At 54.8% G+C, this 18204-nt stretch carries 16 protein-coding genes; 14 read left to right on the plus strand and 2 right to left on the minus strand.

Going from position 1 to position 18204, the window contains the following annotated elements; translation table 11 throughout:
• Nucleotides 1–14 precede the first annotated feature (14 nt).
• A complete protein-coding gene (locus CFI10_RS08320) occupies nt 15–416 on the minus strand; it encodes a MerR family transcriptional regulator (RefSeq protein ID WP_206841274.1) in 402 nt (133 codons plus the stop codon).
• A 299-nt stretch (nt 417–715) separates the two neighbouring features.
• Here CFI10_RS08320 and CFI10_RS08325 point away from each other — a divergent pair, with 299 nt between their 5' ends.
• The 7 genes from CFI10_RS08325 to CFI10_RS08355 all read left to right on the plus strand — a co-directional run bounded on the left by CFI10_RS08325 (nt 716) and on the right by CFI10_RS08355 (nt 8085).
• Nucleotides 716–1537: an ABC transporter ATP-binding protein gene (locus CFI10_RS08325; protein WP_206841277.1), complete on the plus strand. Its 822-nt coding sequence runs from the start codon at nt 716–718 to the stop codon at nt 1535–1537.
• The gene (locus tag CFI10_RS08330) at nt 1534–2244 is read left to right on the plus strand and encodes an ABC transporter ATP-binding protein (RefSeq protein WP_206841281.1); all 711 of its coding nucleotides are present in this window, start codon (nt 1534–1536) and stop codon (nt 2242–2244) included. Before CFI10_RS08325 ends, CFI10_RS08330 begins: the two co-directional genes overlap by 4 nt.
• Before the next feature lie 48 nt (nt 2245–2292).
• Nucleotides 2293–3492, plus strand: a complete 1200-nt coding sequence (locus CFI10_RS08335; RefSeq protein WP_206841284.1) for an ABC transporter substrate-binding protein — start codon at nt 2293–2295, stop codon at nt 3490–3492.
• Nucleotides 3493–3606: 114 nt separating this feature from the next.
• A complete protein-coding gene (locus CFI10_RS08340; RefSeq protein WP_206841287.1) occupies nt 3607–4494 on the plus strand; it encodes a branched-chain amino acid ABC transporter permease in 888 nt (295 codons plus the stop codon).
• 10 nt (nt 4495–4504) lie between these two features.
• Nucleotides 4505–5431, plus strand: coding sequence for a branched-chain amino acid ABC transporter permease (locus CFI10_RS08345; RefSeq protein WP_091827039.1), 927 nt, complete (start codon nt 4505–4507; stop codon nt 5429–5431).
• A gap of 181 nt (nt 5432–5612) precedes the next feature.
• The gene (hemH, locus tag CFI10_RS08350; RefSeq protein WP_206841289.1) at nt 5613–6698 is read left to right on the plus strand and encodes a ferrochelatase; all 1086 of its coding nucleotides are present in this window, start codon (nt 5613–5615) and stop codon (nt 6696–6698) included.
• Nucleotides 6699–6792: 94 nt separating this feature from the next.
• Nucleotides 6793–8085 (plus strand): sensor domain-containing diguanylate cyclase, encoded by a 1293-nt coding sequence (locus CFI10_RS08355; protein WP_206841292.1) that lies wholly within the window; start codon nt 6793–6795, stop codon nt 8083–8085.
• On the opposite strand, the gene CFI10_RS08360 is transcribed toward CFI10_RS08355, so the two are convergent.
• On the minus strand, nt 8068–8973 hold the full coding sequence (locus tag CFI10_RS08360) for an AraC family transcriptional regulator (protein ID WP_206841295.1): 906 nt from the start codon (nt 8971–8973) through the stop codon (nt 8068–8070). The two genes, CFI10_RS08355 and CFI10_RS08360, sit on opposite strands and share 18 nt — an antisense overlap.
• A gap of 209 nt (nt 8974–9182) precedes the next feature.
• On the opposite strand from CFI10_RS08360, the gene CFI10_RS08365 reads away from it, so the two are divergent.
• The 7 genes from CFI10_RS08365 (at nt 9183) to CFI10_RS08395 (ending at nt 18146) form a co-directional block, all read left to right on the plus strand.
• The gene (locus CFI10_RS08365; protein ID WP_206841299.1) at nt 9183–10676 is read left to right on the plus strand and encodes a CoA-acylating methylmalonate-semialdehyde dehydrogenase; all 1494 of its coding nucleotides are present in this window, start codon (nt 9183–9185) and stop codon (nt 10674–10676) included.
• 110 nt (nt 10677–10786) lie between these two features.
• Nucleotides 10787–11941, plus strand: a complete 1155-nt coding sequence (locus CFI10_RS08370) for an acyl-CoA dehydrogenase family protein (RefSeq protein WP_206841301.1) — start codon at nt 10787–10789, stop codon at nt 11939–11941.
• Nucleotides 11942–11978: 37 nt separating this feature from the next.
• Nucleotides 11979–12755 (plus strand): enoyl-CoA hydratase, encoded by a 777-nt coding sequence (locus tag CFI10_RS08375; protein WP_091827021.1) that lies wholly within the window; start codon nt 11979–11981, stop codon nt 12753–12755.
• Between the two features lie 23 nt (nt 12756–12778).
• Nucleotides 12779–13876, plus strand: a complete 1098-nt coding sequence (locus CFI10_RS08380) for an enoyl-CoA hydratase/isomerase family protein (protein ID WP_091827022.1) — start codon at nt 12779–12781, stop codon at nt 13874–13876.
• Between the two features lie 53 nt (nt 13877–13929).
• Nucleotides 13930–14823 (plus strand): 3-hydroxyisobutyrate dehydrogenase, encoded by an 894-nt coding sequence (gene mmsB, locus CFI10_RS08385; protein WP_206841304.1) that lies wholly within the window; start codon nt 13930–13932, stop codon nt 14821–14823.
• Nucleotides 14824–14917: 94 nt separating this feature from the next.
• On the plus strand, nt 14918–16807 hold the full coding sequence (locus CFI10_RS08390; protein ID WP_206841306.1) for a propionyl-CoA synthetase: 1890 nt from the start codon (nt 14918–14920) through the stop codon (nt 16805–16807).
• Between the two features lie 238 nt (nt 16808–17045).
• Nucleotides 17046–18146: a malate dehydrogenase gene (locus CFI10_RS08395; protein ID WP_206841308.1), complete on the plus strand. Its 1101-nt coding sequence runs from the start codon at nt 17046–17048 to the stop codon at nt 18144–18146.
• Nucleotides 18147–18204: the final 58 nt, after the last annotated feature.

The following is an 18204-nucleotide window of genomic DNA, read 5'->3' on the forward strand; positions in this document are numbered from 1 at the left end:
ATGCCGTGATCCAGTCACTCGGTCGTCATCTTTTTTTGTTGTAGTTCGGTTAGTGCTTCGCGGCAGCGGGTTTCTGCGCTGTCCAGTTCAAGCTGTACCATTGCAATGTCATTCAGCTGTTGCTCCAGTTCCGCACGTTTGGTCGTGATGGTCTTGAGCATCAAGTTGAGCTGTTTCTCGCTGCCGCTGAGTGTTTCATCCCAGAGATCAAACAGCTCCCTGGTCTCGGCAAGAGAGAACCCAAGGCGCTTGCCGCGCAGAATCAGTTTCAGCCTTACCCGATCCTTACTGCTGTAAATGCGCGTCTGTCCACGACGTGTTGGGTGCAGCAACCTCTGGTCTTCATAGAAGCGGATGCTGCGAGTTGTTACATCAAATTCGCTGGCCAGTTCGCTGATGGAGTAGGTCCTACTCATGTGGCTCTGAATCCTGTTGCTTATCGTGTATATGCAGGCTAAATGAAGTTTACGTTAACGTAAAGTGTCGAGAAATTAATTTTATTGCGCAATGTGTACAGAGCTTTATGGTTAACCTATTGAAAATATTGATATATGTTGTAGTTTTATCTGTATTCGAACTGCTTGTTTAGACTAAAGTAGTAATTGTATTCCCCTAAGGTAAATTGCTAGTTTGCGTCCATACCTTACGTTCAAGTAAGAATCCGACGCCTAGTGCGAAAGCCAGCATAAAAACAACAAAGAGGCTTGGTTTACACATGAGTGCAGACTACGTTCTCGAAACTCGTAACCTTGTAAAAGAGTTTAAGGGTTTCACCGCGGTAGATGACGTCAACCTTCAGGTGACACGCGGAAACATACACGCCCTTATCGGCCCCAACGGAGCCGGTAAGACTACAGTTTTTAACCTGCTAACCAAGTTTTTGATCCCCACAACGGGTCAGATTCTATTCAATGGCCGTGACATCACGTCCATGAGACCGGCTGCCATCGCTCGTGCGGGTGTGGTGCGCTCATTTCAGATATCCGCGGTGTTTCCACACCTTACGGTACTGGAGAATGTGCGTATTGCGCTGCAGCGCAAGGAAGGCAATAGCTTTCATTTCTGGCGCTCCCAAAATGTACTCAACAAGCTCAATGATCGAGCAGTTGAGCTGCTTGATTCTGTCGGGTTGGCGGAGTTTGCGGACGCACAAACGGTTGATCTTTCCTATGGTCGCAAGCGCGCCCTGGAAATTGCTACCACGCTGGCGCTTGAACCTGAGTTAATGTTGCTTGATGAGCCGACTCAGGGTATGGGCCATGAAGATGTGGGGCTGGTCGCCGACCTCATCAAGAAAGTATCTGAAGGTCGAACCATTCTGATGGTTGAGCATAACCTTCATGTTGTCTCCAAACTTGCGGACAGAATCACGGTGCTTCAGCGCGGTGCCATTCTTACGGAAGGTGATTACGCGACTGTTTCGGCTGATCCGCGTGTTCGAGAGGCCTATATGGGTACGGCTGCCAGTGAGGAACAGGATCGAGCCAACGAACAGGCAGCCAAGGATGCGGCAGCGGCAGAGGAGACTCGGGCATGAGTACTTATGGCGAGAAATTGCGCATCGATGACCTGCACGCCTTTTATGGTGAATCCCATATTCTGCATGGCATCGACATGAATATCATGCAGGGCGAATTGGTTACGCTGCTGGGTCGAAACGGTGCCGGACGCAGTACCACCTTGCGTGCCATTATGAATATGGTGGGACGCCGTACCGGTTCGATCAATATCAATGGGAATGAAACCCTCAATATGCCAGCGCACAAGATTGCACACCTTGGGCTGGGTTATTGCCCTGAAGAGCGGGGCATCTTTTCCAGCCTTAACGTGGAAGAGAATCTTTTGCTGCCGCCGGCAGTGCGCTCCGATGGCATGAGTGTTGAAGAGTTGTACGAAATGTTCCCCAATCTGTACGAACGTCGATACAGTCAGGGGACCCGCCTTTCTGGCGGGGAGCAGCAGATGCTGGCTCTGGCGCGTATTTTGCGCTCGGGTGCCAATATTCTGTTGCTGGATGAGATTACCGAAGGCCTTGCCCCGGTAATCGTGCAGAAGCTGGGTGAGGTACTGGTCAAGCTTAAGGAGCGAGGCTTGACCATCCTGCTGGTGGAGCAAAACTTCCGTTTTGCTGCCCCCATCGCCGACCGTCACTACGTTATGGAACACGGTCATATCGTTGAGGAAATTCAAGCCAATGAGCTTGAAGCCAAAACAGAGCTCCTGAACACCTATCTTGGGGTTTGATCCCTTAACTGAGAAATAAAAATAACAATGCTCGACAGGAGAGTAACGATGAAAATGATGAAAAAGACCCTTCTCGCTGCGTCCGTTGCCGCTTTTGCGTCTTCAGCTGCCATGGCCAATGTCTCTGATGGCAAGGTCAAGATCGGTGTGCTGGCTGACATGGGCGGTGTGTATGCGGATATCTGTGGCGAAGGCTGTGTGACCGCGATCAAGATGGCAGCCGAGGACTTCGGTGGCAGCGTTCTGGGTGCGCCGATTGAAATCGTCAGCGCCGATGATCAGCTCAAGCCGGATGTGGGCTCTGCCATCGTGCGCAAATGGCTCGAGAATGAGCAGGTGGATGCCGTAGGCGGTCTGGTGGCCTCTTCGGTGGTACTCGCGGCGACCAAAGTGACCACTGATGCCAAGAGGATCGCCATGATCTCCACGGCGGCCTCCAACGCACCCACCACCTCACACTGCTCACCCTACAACGTACACTGGACCTATAACGTCCAGGCACTGGCCAACGGTACGGTCAAACCGATGGTCGATAGCGGCAAGAAAAAGTGGTTCTTCATCACTGCGGACTATGCCTTCGGTCATGCACTGGAGAAGGTGGCGTCGAAGGTTATCGCCGATAATGGCGGTGAAGTGGTCGGGTCGGCCCGTGCGCCTCTGTCTACGACTGATTTCTCTTCCTATATCCTTCAGGCGCAGTCTTCCGGAGCTGACGTAGTGGCGCTGGCCAACGCAGGTAACGATACGGTGAACTCGCTGAAAGCGGCGGCCGAATTTGGTCTGACGCAAATGGTAGATGTGGCCGGTCTGCTGGTATTTACGCCAAACGCCCAAGCGATGGATCCGACTGTAGCGGGTGGCATGCGAACCACCACCGGTTTCTACTGGGATTACGATGATGAAACCCGTGCCTGGAGCAAGCGCTTCAAGGAGCGTCATGGTTCCATTCCGGCCATGGGCCACGCTGGTGCCTACTCCATGGCGATGCACTACTTCAAGGCGATTGAAGCTGCCGGTACGGATGAGTCCGATGCCGTTATCAAGAAAATGAAAGAGATGAAGCCGGATGACTTTTTCTCCCGCAATGCAACGCTGCGCAGCGATGGTCGCATGGTTCACGACATGTACTATGTTGAAATCAAGAAGCCTGAGGAGCGCAGTGATAACGATGATATCTTCAAGGTCATCAGTGTGATCCCGGGTGATCAGGCTTTTGCTCCGGTACTGCCTGAGTGCGACTTCAAATAACAATAAGAGTTAAACCCTGCAACAACTCTGCCCTGCTGCCCTGAATCGGGCGGCAGGGCAGCCTGACGGCTGCTTCTGGCCGCAGGATCAGGCAGGTGAGAACGGGACAAGGCTATGGCGACATTTCTCGGTATCAATCTCTTTGGTCTTTTCGGCCAGCTGCTGGTCGGTCTGATCAACGGGTCATTCTATGCTCTGCTCAGCCTGGGGCTGGCAATCATCTTTGGTCTGCTCAAGATCATCAATTTTGCTCAGGGTGCCATGTACATGTTGGGTGCCTTTGCTGCCTGGATGGCGCTAAACTACTTCGGCATCAACTATTGGGCTGCACTGGTGATAGTGCCGCTGGTGGTTGGCTTTGTCGGTATCTTGATGGAGCGGTTTTTGATCCGTCCCATTGCCAATGAAGATCATCTTTACAGTCTGCTGCTGACCTTTGGGGTTGCGATGATTCTGCAGGGGCTGTTTACCCATCTCTACGGCTCCTCAGGTATGTCATATACCATTCCTGACTCATTGCGTGGGGGTACCAAGCTGCCATTCATGTATTTGCCGGACTATCGTCTCTGGATTATCTGTGCCTCGGTCGTGGTCTGTGGCCTGACCTGGTGGATGATTGAGAAAACCAAACTGGGCGCCTATCTGCGTGCCGGTACCGAGAACCCGCAGTTGATGCAGGCATTTGGTATTAACGTTCCCTTGATTGTGACACTGACCTTTGGCTTCGGTGTGGGTCTGGCCGGCCTTGCCGGTGTCATGGCTGCCCCGATCTACTCCGTGTCACCGGATATGGGTTCCAACATTCTGATTGTGGTGTTCGCCATTGTGGTGATCGGCGGTATGGGCTCCATTGGTGGTGCAATACTGACGGGTCTCGGCATGGGGGTCATCGAAGGCTTGACCAAGTATTTTTACCCGGAAGCGTCCAATACCGTCATCTTTCTGGTCATGGTGGTTGTATTGCTGGTGAAACCGGCCGGTCTGTTCGGTAAGGAAGCCTGAGGGGGTTATGATGAAAGTAAACAAACTCTATGTAGCACTTCTGGTGCTGGCGGTAGTGGCTCCCTTTTTCCTCTACCCGGTATTTCTGGCCAAGCTGCTCTGTTTTGCGCTCTTTGCCTGTGCGTTCAACCTGATGCTGGGGTATGTAGGGCTGCTGTCATTCGGTCATGCTGCCTTTCTGGGTACGGGGGGGTATATTACAGGCTGGCTGATGATGAACTCCGGCATGACGCCTGAGCTGGCGATCATCTTGGGAACTGTTGCGGCAGGTGCCTTGGGGGCGGTATTCGGCAAATTGTCGGTGAAGCGTGAGGGGATCTACTTCGCCATGGTGACACTGGCATTGGCACAGCTGGTCTTCTTTATATACCTGCAGGCGCCGTTTACCGGTGGCGAGGATGGTATGCAGGGGGTACCGCGTGGAAATCTGTTCGGATTCATTGATCTGTCCGACAACATGAACATGTATTATTTCGTACTGGCCGTGTTTCTGATTGGTTTCTGGGTGATTCATCGCACCATCCATTCGCCTTTTGGCCAGGTGCTGAAAGCGATTCGTGAGAATGAAGCGCGTGCTGTTTCCCTGGGCTACAACGTCAATGACTACAAATGGGTTGCCTTTACCATTTCAGCCGCACTGGCCGGTCTGGCCGGTTCGACCAAGACTCTGGTATTTCAGCTGGCGTCACTGACCGATGTGCACTGGCACATGTCCGGTGAGGTGGTACTGATGACGCTGGTAGGTGGTGTCGGCACCATTCTGGGTCCGGTTGTCGGTGCCGGTGTGATCGTGACCATGCAGAACTACCTGTCCGGTGGTGAGTTGGGGAACTATGTACATATTATCATGGGCTTCATTTTCGTAATCTGTGTGCTGGCGTTCCGCAGCGGTATCGTTGGCGAGTTGCAGAAAATGTGGAAACGCAATTTCGGCTAAGTCGAGAGTGTCGAGCGATTCGCCCGTCGGAGATGCCCCCGGCGGGCGTTTTTTGTTGCCACTCTTCAGCGGTGATCCGCTTGGCGTGAGGCAACGTATCAACTAGGATCACGTGACATCAAGTCTCGTCTATTTGCCCTGATCGCAAAGCATCAGGGCTTTTGTTATTCAGGGAGCTGTAATGGGCTATCGCGGAGTAAAGGGCTTCAGTCACGACCAGAAAGAATTGACCGGGGTGCTGGTCACCAACCTGGGGACACCGGATGAGCCTACACCCAAGGCCTTGAGGCGATATCTGAAAGAGTTTCTCTGGGACCCTCGTGTGGTTGAAGTGCCACGACCGATCTGGTGGTGTATTCTCAATGGCGTCATTCTGAACATCAGACCGCGCCGTTCGGCCGCAGCCTATAAAGAGGTCTGGACCGACCAGGGGTCTCCGCTGCTGCTGCATACACAGGCGCAGACGGCAGCACTGCAGGAACGAATGCACCATCGTTTTGGCGAAAATGTCATGATTGAATTCGCCATGCGGTATGGAAATCCTTCCATTACCAGCGTGATAGAGCGCATGCAACAGGCCGGTGTGAGGCGTCTGCTGGTGTTACCTCTTTACCCGCAGTACTCCGGTGCCACTACAGCTTCAACCTTTGATGCTGTTGCCGAGGATTTTCGTACCCGTCGATGGTTACCGGAATTGAGGATGGTGAATCACTATCATGATGAAGCAGCCTATATCGATGCGTTGGCGGCTTCGGTTGAGGCGCACTGGAAGCGTCATGGTCGGGCTGACCGTCTGTTAATGTCCTACCACGGTATACCCAAGCGCTATCTTCTGCAGGGCGATCCCTACTTCTGCGAGTGCCACAAGACTAGTCGTTTGCTTGCCGAGCGGCTTGGGCTGGAGCCCGGCAGTTGGATGACCACGTTTCAGTCACGTTTTGGTCGAGAAGAGTGGCTCAAACCCTATACGGATGAAACGTTGAAGGGCTTTCCACAACAGGGAGTCAAATCGGTACAGGTGATCTGCCCCGGCTTCTCGGCCGATTGTCTGGAAACCATCGAAGAGATCGGACAGGAGAACCGGGAGTACTTCATGGAGTCTGGTGGCGAGCGCTATGAATACATCCCTGCGTTGAATGCAGAACCGACTCACATCGACGCATTGGAAAAACTGATCCTGAAGCATCTGCAGGGCTGGGATTTGTCACCTGCCGATGAAGGCAAAAAGTGTCAGAAACTTGCGCAGGATCAGGGGGCGGAGCGATAGGCGCAGGCAATGCTTCACAACAGGAATGGTCTCAATATTATGGATTGATTGACCGCTCCGGTATGACAGGATGATCCGGAGCCAGGAGCCTTTTATGGATTTGGCACAACTGTACGAACACCTTCCCGACGCCGTCTATATTGTCGATTCCGAAACCTCGGAGATCATCGGCTGCAACCGTGCGGCCTGTACTGATCTGGGTTATAGCCGGGAGCAGGTGCTGGGCCATTCGGTACTGACCCTGCAGCGAGATGTGACAGGTATGGATCACTGGCACAAGATTGTTGCAAGTGCACGGGAGCATGGCTCGTTTGTGTTTATAGGCCATCATATCTGTTCTGATGGCTATGAATTGCCGGTTGAAATTCGTGTTTCGATTGATCAGGTCGATGGACGTGAAGTGTTTATTTCTGTTGCGCGCGATATCAGCAATCGGATGCAGCAGTTCTGTCTGGTACAACAGGCGCCGCAAAATGTGTGGCAGGGCCTTCATGATGTGGCAGATGGCGTGTGGGACTGGCAGGTGGACAGTGGGCAGCTGTATTTCAGCCCCAATCTCAAGCGTTTGCTGGGCTATGGCCCGGATGAGATGCAGCCGCGGCTGGAAAGCTGGAAAAGTAACATCCACCCGGAAGATGCCCCCCTTGTGCTGAGCATTCTTGAAGAACACCTGCAGGGACGGCGTCATCTGTTTGAGGCGGAATACAGGCTCAAGAACCGCAACGGACACTACTTGTGGGTGCGAGACTGTGGCCAGGTACGCGAGCGTGACGAGCAGGGCAAACCTGTCCGTGTGATCGGAATGGTGTTCAACCTGACCGATCTCAAAATGCAGGAGCTGGAGCTGCAGAAGCAGGCCGACTACGATGTCTTGACGGGGCTGTTCAATCGGCGTCGTGGTGAAGGTTTGGCCGAGCAGCAGATAGCACTAATGCGGCGTCAGCGTCGGCCACTGGGATTGGCTCTGGTCGATCTGGATGACTTCAAACAGATCAATGATCTGCATGGGCATTTGGCCGGTGATCAAGTGCTCCAGCATGTTGCTGCCTATATCGATGAGTTTACCCGACGCTCGGATGTTCTGTTCCGCTGGGGCGGGGAGGAATTTGTGCTGGTGTGTCCTGATACTGATGCCGATGGCATGAAAAGCCTGATGCAGAAGCTTTGTCACGGCATTGCTCGCGTAAGTTTGCCCGACGCGCTGAAAACACTGGATCTGACAGCCAGTATTGGTGTCTCCCTCTATCCGCGAGATGCGACCAGTCTTGTGGACCTGGTCGCTCGTGCTGACTCGGCCCTCTACGCGGCAAAGCATGGAGGCAAGAATCAGGTTGTGCTTTATGACGACCCCCGATGCTGTGAAGGCTGTTCAGCCAACGTACGATGAACGCCCCAGTCGTATCGCACGGTACTGACTGGGAGAAATCCCCATCATTTTTCTGAAAATGCGTGAGAAATAATAGGCATCTTCATACCCTACCGCCCATGCAATCTCTTTGATGCCCTTGTTGGTTACATCCAGCAAGTGGCAGGCTCGTTCAATCTTGAGCTGAATGAAATGGTTAATCGGAGTCGTACCGGTCAATGCCTTGTACTTCTTGATGAAGTGATATTTGGACAAGCTGACGGCGGCTGCCAGGGTATCTACATCGATCTGTTCATGCAGCCGCGCCTGCATCAAGCTGTGAATTTTCTCCAGATCAAGCGACTCCTCCTGCTGTTGCCGCGCCAGAGGGCGTAACAGCGCAATATGTGTCATTAGCTGGCGCATTTGATTGGCGCTGTGCAGGTAAGACGCCAGATGGTGACGTGCCTGGCGTGTGTCCAGCAAGGCTTCAAAATCCGATACCAATCGTGAATGGATCCCCAGTGGCAGCAAGGGGGAGCCGGGGTCCAGCGCCAGTTGATCAATGAACGCCTGGGAGAGCGCGCCATCGAAATGGATCCAGTAGATACTCCAGGGGTCGCGCTGGTCGGTCCAGTAATGATGAGGCGTGCCACGTGGCAGCACCAGCAGGTCCCCGGCACGAATGATTCGGCGTTTGCGGTCGGTGCCGTACTCGACGCGTCCGCTGCCCTCAAGACAGTAGATCAGCAGAAAGTCATCATGCTGTTCACGGCGCATTTCGTGTCCCCGTGCGAGCTGGTAATAACCGATCCCAAGCGGATACAACTGCTCGCTGAGTGGGTGTGTCGCTAGTTTCGAAACCATCTGCCGGGGCAGGACGAAACGGATGCTTTCCGGGGGCAGGGGCCAGCTGGATGGGGTGCTCATGAAATCCTTAGTCTTTGGTTTTATATGCTTTAGTGAAAACCCTTACTTGGCAACAATATAGTCCATCATGTGAGCAACATTATCAATCCTGAGGACCTTCGGGCTGTGTTACAAAATGGACAAGGAATTAACGTTAACGTAAACAGAAGGTGGTTTGGCTGCTTTCTGAACAGATAACAACAATAAATCTGACAGTGAAGGTGAAACGAATGACTCAGCATGTACCACTCCTGATCGGTGGCGAATTTGTCCAGAGTGAAACCAGCCAGTGGCTGCCGGTCACCAATCCCGCGACTCAGGAAGTGCTGGCGCAGGTTCCCTGTGCGACTCCCGAAGAGGTTGAGCGCGCCATCGAAGCCGCCAAGACTGCATTCGAGACCTGGAAGGAAACCTCCGTTGGTGACCGTGCCCGTCTTATGCTGCGCTACCAGCATCTGCTGAAAGAGCATCACGATGAACTGGCTGAACTGCTGGCTCAAGAAACCGGCAAGACCTTTGAAGACGCCAAAGGTGATGTGTGGCGCGGTATCGAGGTAGTTGAGCACGCGTGCAACATCGCGTCTCTGAGCATGGGTGAGACTGTCGAAAACGTTGCTCGCAAGATCGATTGCTACAGCATCACCCAGCCGCTGGGTGTATGTGTCGGCATTACGCCGTTCAACTTCCCGGCGATGATTCCGCTGTGGATGTTCCCGATGGCAATCGCCTGCGGCAACACGTTCGTGCTCAAACCTTCCGAGCAAGACCCGCTGACGCCGATGCGCCTTGCTGAGCTGTTCCAACAGGCGGGTGCCCCTGAAGGCCTGCTGCAGATCGTACACGGTACCAAGGATGTGGTGAATCAACTTCTCACCCACAAGGATACCCCGGCGATCTCCTTTGTTGGCTCCGTGACCGTGGGTGAGCACATCTACCGCACCGGTACCGACCACATGAAGCGTGTACAGGCCTTCGCCGGTGCCAAGAACCACATGGTAGTAATGCCCGACGCCTCCAAGAACCAGGTGATCAATAACATCGCGGGCGCGTCCGTCGGTGCCGGTGGTCAGCGTTGCATGGCCATCTCCGTAGCGGTATTCGTGGGTGAAGCTCGTGAATGGATTCCGGAAGTGCGTGATGCGCTGGCAAAAGTGCGCCCGGGTGCCTGGAATGATCCCGAAGCCGGTTATGGCCCATTGATCAATCCGCAGGCGCGTGAGCGTGTGTTGCGACTGATTCAGGAAGGCAAGGATGCTGGCGCGGACTGCATTCTGGATGGTAGCGAGTGTGTGGTGGAAGGCTATCCTGATGGCAACTGGGTTGGTCCGACCATGTTCCGCAACGTGAGCCGTGACATGTCGATCTACCAGGAAGAAATCTTTGGTCCGGTACTGATCGCACTGGAAGTGGATACGATTGAGGAAGCGATCGCACTGATCAACGAAAACCCGTACGGCAACGGCACCTCTATCTTCACGTCGTCCGGCGCGGCGGCTCGCAAGTACCAGCACGAGATCAAGGTGGGTCAGGTGGGCATCAACGTACCGGTACCCGTGCCTCTGCCGATGTTCTCCTTCACCGGCTGGCGTAAGTCGTTCTACGGTGATCAGCATGCTTACGGCAAGCAGGCAGTGAAGTTTTACACCGAAACCAAGACAGTGACCGCTCGCTGGTTCGAGGATGACATCGCGTCAGGCCCGAACATGACGATCCAGTTGAAATAATGCGAGGCTAACAGAACACGCTGTTGCAATAACCGAGTCATGGCGGCGCAGGCATCATTGATCCGGTCGCCGTGACCATAACAATAAACAGAGTGCGTCCGAGGTATGGAATGGATTTTGAACTGAACGAAGACCAGATCGCCTTTGCCGACATGGCGCGGGCGTTCGCACAGAATGAACTGGAACCCAACGCAGCCGAGTGGGATCAGGAGGCGATTTTTCCGATCGAGGTGCTGCAAAAGGCTGGCGAGTTGGGTTTCTGCTCTCTCTATACCCCCGAAGAGGTGGGTGGCCTGGGCCTTAGCCGGCTGGATGCCAGTATCATTTTCGAACAGCTGGCCATGGGGTGCACTTCCACCACCGCTTACATCACGATCCATAACATGGTGAGCTGGATGGTCGCCAGTTTCGGTGGCCCTGCCGTGATCGAACAGTGGGGCGAGGGGCTGGCGACCGGCCAGATGTTGGGTTCCTATTGTTTGACCGAACCCAATGCCGGCTCCGATGCGGCGTCCCTGAAAACCACGGCCCGCCTTGACGGCGATCACTATGTACTCAATGGCAGCAAAATTTTCATCTCCGGTGCCGGCAGCACGGATGTGCTGGTGGTGATGGCGCGTACCGGAGACGAGGGTGCCTCCGGCATTTCCGCTTTCGCGGTTGATGCCAAAAGCGACGGTATCAGCTACGGGCGCAAGGAAGACAAGATGGGCTGGAATTGCCAGCCAACCCGCATGATCACCTTCGAAGACGTGCATGTTCCGGCCGAGAACCTGCTCAGCAAGGAAGGTGACGGCTTCAAAATCGCCATGAAGGGACTGGACGGTGGTCGTATCAACATCGCGACCTGCTCCGTCGGTACCGCTCAGCAGGCGCTGAACAAGGCCACCGAATACATGCTGGAGCGCAAGCAGTTTGGCAAGCGTTTGGCTGACTTTCAAGCGCTGCAGTTCCGCATTGCCGATATGCAGACCGAGCTGATCGCGGCACGTCAAATGGTGCGTCTGGCGGCCAGTAAGCTGGATAAGGGGCATCCTGATGCTACGACCTATTGTGCCATGGCCAAGCGTTTCGCCACGGATGTGTGTTACAACATCTGTGATGAAGCGCTGCAGTTGTATGGCGGCAACGGTTACATCAAGGAGTATCCGCTGGAGCGTTATCTGCGTGATACCCGTGTGCACCGTATCCTGGAAGGTACTAACGAAGTGATGCGTCTGATCATCTCCCGCCGCGTACTGGCGGAAGGTGCTGCCGAGCTCTAAGCCCTACTGACAAGTCCAGCATAAGGAGAACAGGGTAATGTCTGAACTGATTCGAGTTGAAAAGCGTGGCCATGTTGCGCTGCTGACCATGAACAATCCGCCGGCCAATACCTGGACCGCCGATAGTCTGCAGGCGCTGGTGCGCATTGTTGGCGAGCTGAATGAAGACCGTGATATCTGGAGTCTGGTGTTGACCGGAGAGGGTGAAAAATTCTTCTCAGCTGGCGCCGATCTTAAGCTGTTCGCCGATGGCGATCGCAGCGTGGCTCGTGATATGGCGCGACTGTTTGGTGAGGCCTTTGAAACCCTGAGCCGTTTCCGTGGCGTATCCATCGCAGCGATCAACGGCTTTGCCATGGGCGGTGGTCTGGAAGTGGCGCTGGCCTGTGATATTCGCATTGCCGAAACTCAAGCCCAGATGGCTCTGCCCGAAGCAAAAGTCGGTCTGTTGCCCTGTGCTGGCGGCACCCAAAACCTGACCTGGCTGGTGGGTGAAGGCTGGGCCAAGCGCATGATCCTCTGCGGCGAGCGACTGAAGGCTGACAAGGCGCTTGAGATCGGACTGGTCGAAGAGGTGGTCGAGCAGGGGCAGGCACTGGAGCGTGCCTTGCATCTGGCCGAGCAGGTAGGCGAGCAGAGCCCGTCCGCAGTAGCGGCCTGCAAGACGCTGATTCAGTCCGGTCGCAGTCGTCCGCTGGATCAGGGCTACATCATCGAGCGTGAACTCTTCGTGGACCTGTTCCATACCGAAGATCAACGTGAAGGGGTCAACGCGTTTCTTGAAAAACGCAAGGCCGAATGGAAAAACCGCTGAGTCGGTGCCAAGGGAGCCCAAGTATGAGCTGTGTACTCTTTACTGAACACGCGACAAAAGATGGCCAGATCATCGGAGAGATTCGCCTCAATGCGGAGAAATCACTGAACGCACTGACGCTGGACATGATCGATCTGATCCAGCCGAAACTTGACGAGTGGCGTGATGATGCCAATGTGGTCGCGGTGCTGCTGGACAGTGCCGGCGACAAGGCGTTCTGTGCCGGCGGTGATATCGTCAATCTCTACAAGGCAATGGTGGCCGAGGATACCGACTTCCCGGAGCAGTTCTTTACCCGTGAGTATCGCCTTGACTATACCCTGCACACTTACCCTAAGCCTGTGATTTGCTGGGGCAGCGGCATTGTCATGGGGGGGGGCATGGGCCTGATGAACGGCTGCAGTCACCGCGTCGTGACCGAAACCTCGCACCTCGCCATGCCGGAAGTGACCATCGGTCTCTATCCGGATGTCGGTGGCAGCTGGTTTCTCAACCGCATGCCCGGGAGGACTGGCCTCTTCCTCGGCCTCACTGGCAACCCGATCAACGCGGCCGATGCGCTGTTTCTGGGGTTGGCCGACCGTGCCCTGAGTGCAGATATGCGTGACGGCATGCTTGAGCGGTTGCAGAGCGAGCACTGGGGTGAAGATGCCGGAGGCGTTGTCAGCCGAGTGCTGCGTGAACTGGAAGAGGAATGCAGTGAAATCTTTGAAGCGATGCCAGCGCCGATACGTGCCCATGAAGCCCTGATCCGTGAAGTGACCGACCATGACTCCGTTGAGGAGATGGTTGAATCACTGCTGGCGCTTGAGTCCGACGACAAGTGGATCAAGCGGGCACAGAAGGCGATCAGTCACGGCAGTCCACTGTCCATCAAGATGATCCACGAGCAGCTGCACCGCTGTCGCCACCTGTCACTCAAGGAAGTGTTCCAGCATGAGCTGATCCTGTCAGTACAGTGCTGCCGTCATCGTGAGCTGCAGGAGGGTGTGCGTGCGCTGCTGATCGACAAGGACGGACAGCCGAACTGGACTTTTGCCTCCATTGAAGAGGTTGAGTCACGGTTTCTGGAGGGTATGTTTCAGTCGCCCTGGCAGCAGCATCCACTGGCAGACCTGTAATTACCGATCATCCACATCTTTGACTTTTTAGAATAAAAACAAGGAATAGCATTATGGCAACAATCGCATTTATTGGTCTGGGTAACATGGGCGGCCCAATGGCTGCCAATCTCGCCAAGGCGGGTCACAGCGTCAAGGCGTTTGACCTGTCCGCTCAGGCACTGGCACAGGCTGCGGAAGCGGGCTGTCAGACTGCCGGGTCTGCTCAGGACGCAGTAAAAGGCGTGGATTTTGTCGTTTCCATGCTGCCTGCCGGCAAGCATGTTGAAGGGCTTTTTGTAACAGGCGACCAACCTCTGTTTGATCTGATCGACAGCAATACGCTGGTGATCGATAGCTCAACCATCGATGCCGATACGGCACGTCGTGTGGCCGCGGCCGGTGCCGCCAAGGGTATTGGCTTTATCGATGCACCGGTTTCCGGTGGGGTGGGCGGTGCCCAGGCCGGTACGCTGACCTTTATCGTTGGTGGGTCCGAATCCCAGTTTGCACAGGCAAAACCGGTGCTTGAGTGCATGGGCAAGAACATCTTCCATGCCGGCGATCATGGCGCAGGCCAGGTGGCCAAGGTATGTAACAACATGCTGTTGGGCATTCTGATGGCCGGCACGTGTGAAGCCTTGAACATGGGCATGAAAAACGGCCTGGATCCGAAGGTGCTGTCTGACATCATGAAGCAGAGCTCCGGCAACAACTGGGCGCTTCAGGTATACAACCCGGTTCCGGGTGTGATGGATGGCGTGCCAGCTTCGCGTGACTACCAGGGTGGCTTCATGGTGGATTTGATGTTCAAGGATTTGGGGCTGGCGATGGAAGTTAGTCAACAGAGTGCATCGGCTACCCCGATGGGGTCGGCAGCCCGTGCACTGTTTAACCTTCACAAGTCAGCCGGTAACGGTGCGCTGGATTTCTCCAGCCTGATTCGACTCTATCAGGACGCCGAATAAGCCGGACGGACCGGTTCCGGTCTGCGGCGCGGCTCTTGACTCGGTTCTGAAGTTAAGTGCTGCGCACGATAACAAGAATAAAATGAGGTGGAGCATGGATTACAACGAACAATACCGCGCGTCTATCGCCAACCCCGAGGCCTACTGGGCAAAGCAGGCCAAAAATATTGCCTGGTACAAGGCACCGCAAACCACTTTGACCACCACCGACTGGGGTACGCACAGCTGGTACGCCGATGGCGAGCTGAACACCTGCTATCTGGCGGTTGATCATCAAGTGGAGCAGGGGCGTGGGGATCAGGTAGCGCTTTACTACGACTCTCCTGTCACCGATACCAAGGAAGCGATCACCTTCAACGACCTGAAGGGACGTGTCAGTCGTTTTGCTGGCACCCTGCGAAACTTGGGTGTTGAAAAGGGTGATACCGTCGTCATCTACATGCCGATGATCCCTGAAGCCGCTGTTGCCATGCTGGCATGTGCTCGTCTGGGAGCGGTTCACTCAGTGGTGTTTGGCGGCTTTGCGCCGCATGAACTGGCAATTCGCATTGACGATGCCAAACCCAAGGTGATTCTGACCGCCTCCTGCGGTGTTGAATTCGATAAAAAAATCGAATACAAGCCGTTAGTCGATAAGGCAATTGAACTGGCCAGCCATAGGCCCCCGCACACGCTGGTCTGCCAGCGTCCAATGCTGGAGGCTGAAATGGATCCCAGTCGTGATCTGGACTGGTATCAGGCACAGGAAGGTGTAGAGCCGGCCGAATGCGTGCCGGTCAAGGGCTCCGATCCGCTCTATATTCTCTATACATCCGGTACTACCGGTCAGCCCAAGGGGATCGTTCGCGACAATGGTGGCTATGCCGTTGCACTGCGCTACGCGTTGAACAACGTCTATGGCATGGAAGCCGGTGATGTCTGGTGGGGTGCTTCGGATATTGGCTGGGTGGTGGGACACTCGTTCATCGTCTACGGCCCGCTGATGGGTGGCTGCAGTGCGATTTTCTATGAAGGCAAGCCGATCAAGACACCGGATGCCGGTGCCTTTTGGCGCATCATTGAAGAGTACAAGGTCAACTCCATGTTTTGTGCGCCAACGGCTTTCCGTGCGGTGCGCAAGGAAGATGCGCAAGGTGATCTGGCCAAAAAATACGATCTGAGCAGTCTGCGCTGGATCTTTGTGGCCGGCGAAAAACTGGATTCCTCAACCTACTACTGGCTGGATGATCTGTTAAAAGTGCCGGTCGTTGACCACTGGTGGCAGACTGAAACCGGTTGGCCGGTGACCGCGCCAATGATGGGTTGGGATTCCCCCTCAGAGCCTCGCCTTGGATCTACCAACAAACCGATTCCCGGCTACGATATTCAGGTACTGGATGGCGACGGTGAGCCTGTTGGGGCGATGGAAGCCGGTAACATCTGCATTAAGCTGCCGCTGCCGCCGGGCGTTGCCTGGAGCATCTGGAACAACAATGATCGATTTGTCAGCTCGTACCTGACTGCATTTCCGGGTTACTACCATACCGGTGATGGTGGCTATAAGGATGAAGATAACTACGTTTATATCACCGGCCGGACAGATGATGTGATCAACGTGTCAGGTCATCGCCTGTCAACCGGTGAGATGGAAGAGGTGGTCTCCGCTCATGCCGCGGTTGCTGAGTGTGCCGTTATTGGCATGGCGGATGAACTCAAAGGGCAGGTTCCAGTGGGGCTGATTGTGCTCAAGGCTGGCGTCGAAATCGATGAAGACCAGCTAGAAAGTGAGTTGGTTGCGATGGTGCGCGAACAGGTGGGTGCACTGGCCTGTTTCCGCCGTGCGGTCGTGGTGCAGCGACTGCCGAAAACACGCTCAGGCAAGATCCTGCGTGCCATTTTGCGCAAGATTGCGGCCAGCGAAGAGTACAAAATGCCATCGACGATCGATGACGAAAGCATCCTGCCGGAGATCGAAGAAAAGATCAAAGCGGTAGGTATTGCCTGACCTCCGGGCCCCCGTCGTGGGGCCCATCACTCTGTTTCTCCGACCCCATGCTTGCATACCCAAGCCATGGATGGTCTCTCGGGCTTGAGGGAAGTGACTCCCTCTTTTTTGTTGCTTGTTCAATTTCGGGATTGCCTGATTCCGCCTGATTCACTTGCCATGTTGTGTGCCGATTCGTTGAATGGTACGACTTTAGTCGTATTCGTTTCGCTTCGCAGACCAACTTGAGGGAGTCATCATGCGCAGACCTGTCCGAATAGCCGTTACCGGCGCTGCCGGTGCTATCAGTAACAACTTGTTATTCAAAATCGCCAGCGGCGAGATGTTCGGTAAGGACCAGCCGGTGATTCTCCAGCTGATTGAAATGCCTGATCGTATGGAAGCCTTGCGTGGTCTTGCAATGGAGCTGGAGGACTGTGCCTACCCGTTGCTGCATACCATCACTCTGCATGACAACGTGGAAGACGGTTTCGATAATGTGCACTACGCACTGCTGATCGGCGCCCGTCCAAGGGGACCAGGCATGGAGCGCAGTGACTTGCTGGAGTCCAATGCAGAAATTTTCACGCGTCAGGGTCAGGCGTTGAATAATCATGCCAACCGCGACGTCAAGGTCCTGGTCGTTGGCAATCCGGCCAATACCAATGCATTGATCGCCAGTCGCAATGCGCCCAAGCTGAGTCCATCCCAGTTCACGGCGCTGACGCGACTGGACCACAATCGTGCCAAGGGAATACTGGCCAACCATACCGGTGCCAACCCGCGCAACATCAGCCGTGTGGTGATCTGGGGCAACCATTCCACCACCCAGTTTCCCGATCTGCATCAGGCTACAGTACTGGATGAGCCTGTGATGGAGCAGATTGACGAGCGGTGGTATCGTGAAGTGTTCATCCCCAAGATCCAGACACGGGGTGGCGAGATTATTGCGGCCCGTGGCGTGTCCAGTGCCGCCTCTGCTGCTCAGGCGGTGGTGGATCACATGCATGACTGGATGCTGGGAACACAACCGGGTGAAATCGTCAGTATGGGGATTCTGAGCGATGGCAGTTACAGCATCGAAAAGGGCATTTTCTACTCTTTCCCGGTGCGTTGTGACTACGGGCGGTATCAGATTGTACGTGGTCTGGACATATCAGACTGGAGCCGCGAGATGATGAAGGTTACGGAAGCAGAGCTGCTTGAAGAGAAGGCTGCAGTCAACCATCTGTTGCCGCCTGAAACCGAGGCATCTCATCAAAACCTGTCGATCTGCCTGCGCTCGGGCGTTACCCTCTATGCCGATGGTACAGGACCGGACGCTGCTTCCAAGTACCTGACCACCAATCGGGTGATGTAGCCTGAGACTTGGCCCGCAAGGTTTTTAGCGCCCTGCGGGCTGGTTCTGATGCGCCTTG

It is taken from the genome of Marinobacterium iners, from assembly GCF_017310015.1.
GTDB lineage: Bacteria > Pseudomonadota > Gammaproteobacteria > Pseudomonadales > Balneatricaceae > Marinobacterium > Marinobacterium iners.

What these genes read in the sequence shown, in the direction of transcription:
- CFI10_RS08320 (WP_206841274.1), bottom strand. Translation starts at nt 416, where the DNA reads ATGAGTAGGACCTACTCCATCAGCGAACTGGCCAGCGAATTTGATGTA.
- CFI10_RS08325 (WP_206841277.1), top strand. Translation starts at nt 716, where the DNA reads ATGAGTGCAGACTACGTTCTCGAAACTCGTAACCTTGTAAAAGAGTTT.
- CFI10_RS08330 (WP_206841281.1), top strand. Translation starts at nt 1,534, where the DNA reads ATGAGTACTTATGGCGAGAAATTGCGCATCGATGACCTGCACGCCTTT.
- CFI10_RS08335 (WP_206841284.1), top strand. Translation starts at nt 2,293, where the DNA reads ATGAAAATGATGAAAAAGACCCTTCTCGCTGCGTCCGTTGCCGCTTTT.
- CFI10_RS08340 (WP_206841287.1), top strand. Translation starts at nt 3,607, where the DNA reads ATGGCGACATTTCTCGGTATCAATCTCTTTGGTCTTTTCGGCCAGCTG.
- CFI10_RS08345 (WP_091827039.1), top strand. Translation starts at nt 4,505, where the DNA reads ATGAAAGTAAACAAACTCTATGTAGCACTTCTGGTGCTGGCGGTAGTG.
- hemH (WP_206841289.1), top strand. Translation starts at nt 5,613, where the DNA reads ATGGGCTATCGCGGAGTAAAGGGCTTCAGTCACGACCAGAAAGAATTG.
- CFI10_RS08355 (WP_206841292.1), top strand. Translation starts at nt 6,793, where the DNA reads ATGGATTTGGCACAACTGTACGAACACCTTCCCGACGCCGTCTATATT.
- CFI10_RS08360 (WP_206841295.1), bottom strand. Translation starts at nt 8,973, where the DNA reads ATGAGCACCCCATCCAGCTGGCCCCTGCCCCCGGAAAGCATCCGTTTC.
- CFI10_RS08365 (WP_206841299.1), top strand. Translation starts at nt 9,183, where the DNA reads ATGACTCAGCATGTACCACTCCTGATCGGTGGCGAATTTGTCCAGAGT.
- CFI10_RS08370 (WP_206841301.1), top strand. Translation starts at nt 10,787, where the DNA reads ATGGATTTTGAACTGAACGAAGACCAGATCGCCTTTGCCGACATGGCG.
- CFI10_RS08375 (WP_091827021.1), top strand. Translation starts at nt 11,979, where the DNA reads ATGTCTGAACTGATTCGAGTTGAAAAGCGTGGCCATGTTGCGCTGCTG.
- CFI10_RS08380 (WP_091827022.1), top strand. Translation starts at nt 12,779, where the DNA reads ATGAGCTGTGTACTCTTTACTGAACACGCGACAAAAGATGGCCAGATC.
- mmsB (WP_206841304.1), top strand. Translation starts at nt 13,930, where the DNA reads ATGGCAACAATCGCATTTATTGGTCTGGGTAACATGGGCGGCCCAATG.
- CFI10_RS08390 (WP_206841306.1), top strand. Translation starts at nt 14,918, where the DNA reads ATGGATTACAACGAACAATACCGCGCGTCTATCGCCAACCCCGAGGCC.
- CFI10_RS08395 (WP_206841308.1), top strand. Translation starts at nt 17,046, where the DNA reads ATGCGCAGACCTGTCCGAATAGCCGTTACCGGCGCTGCCGGTGCTATC.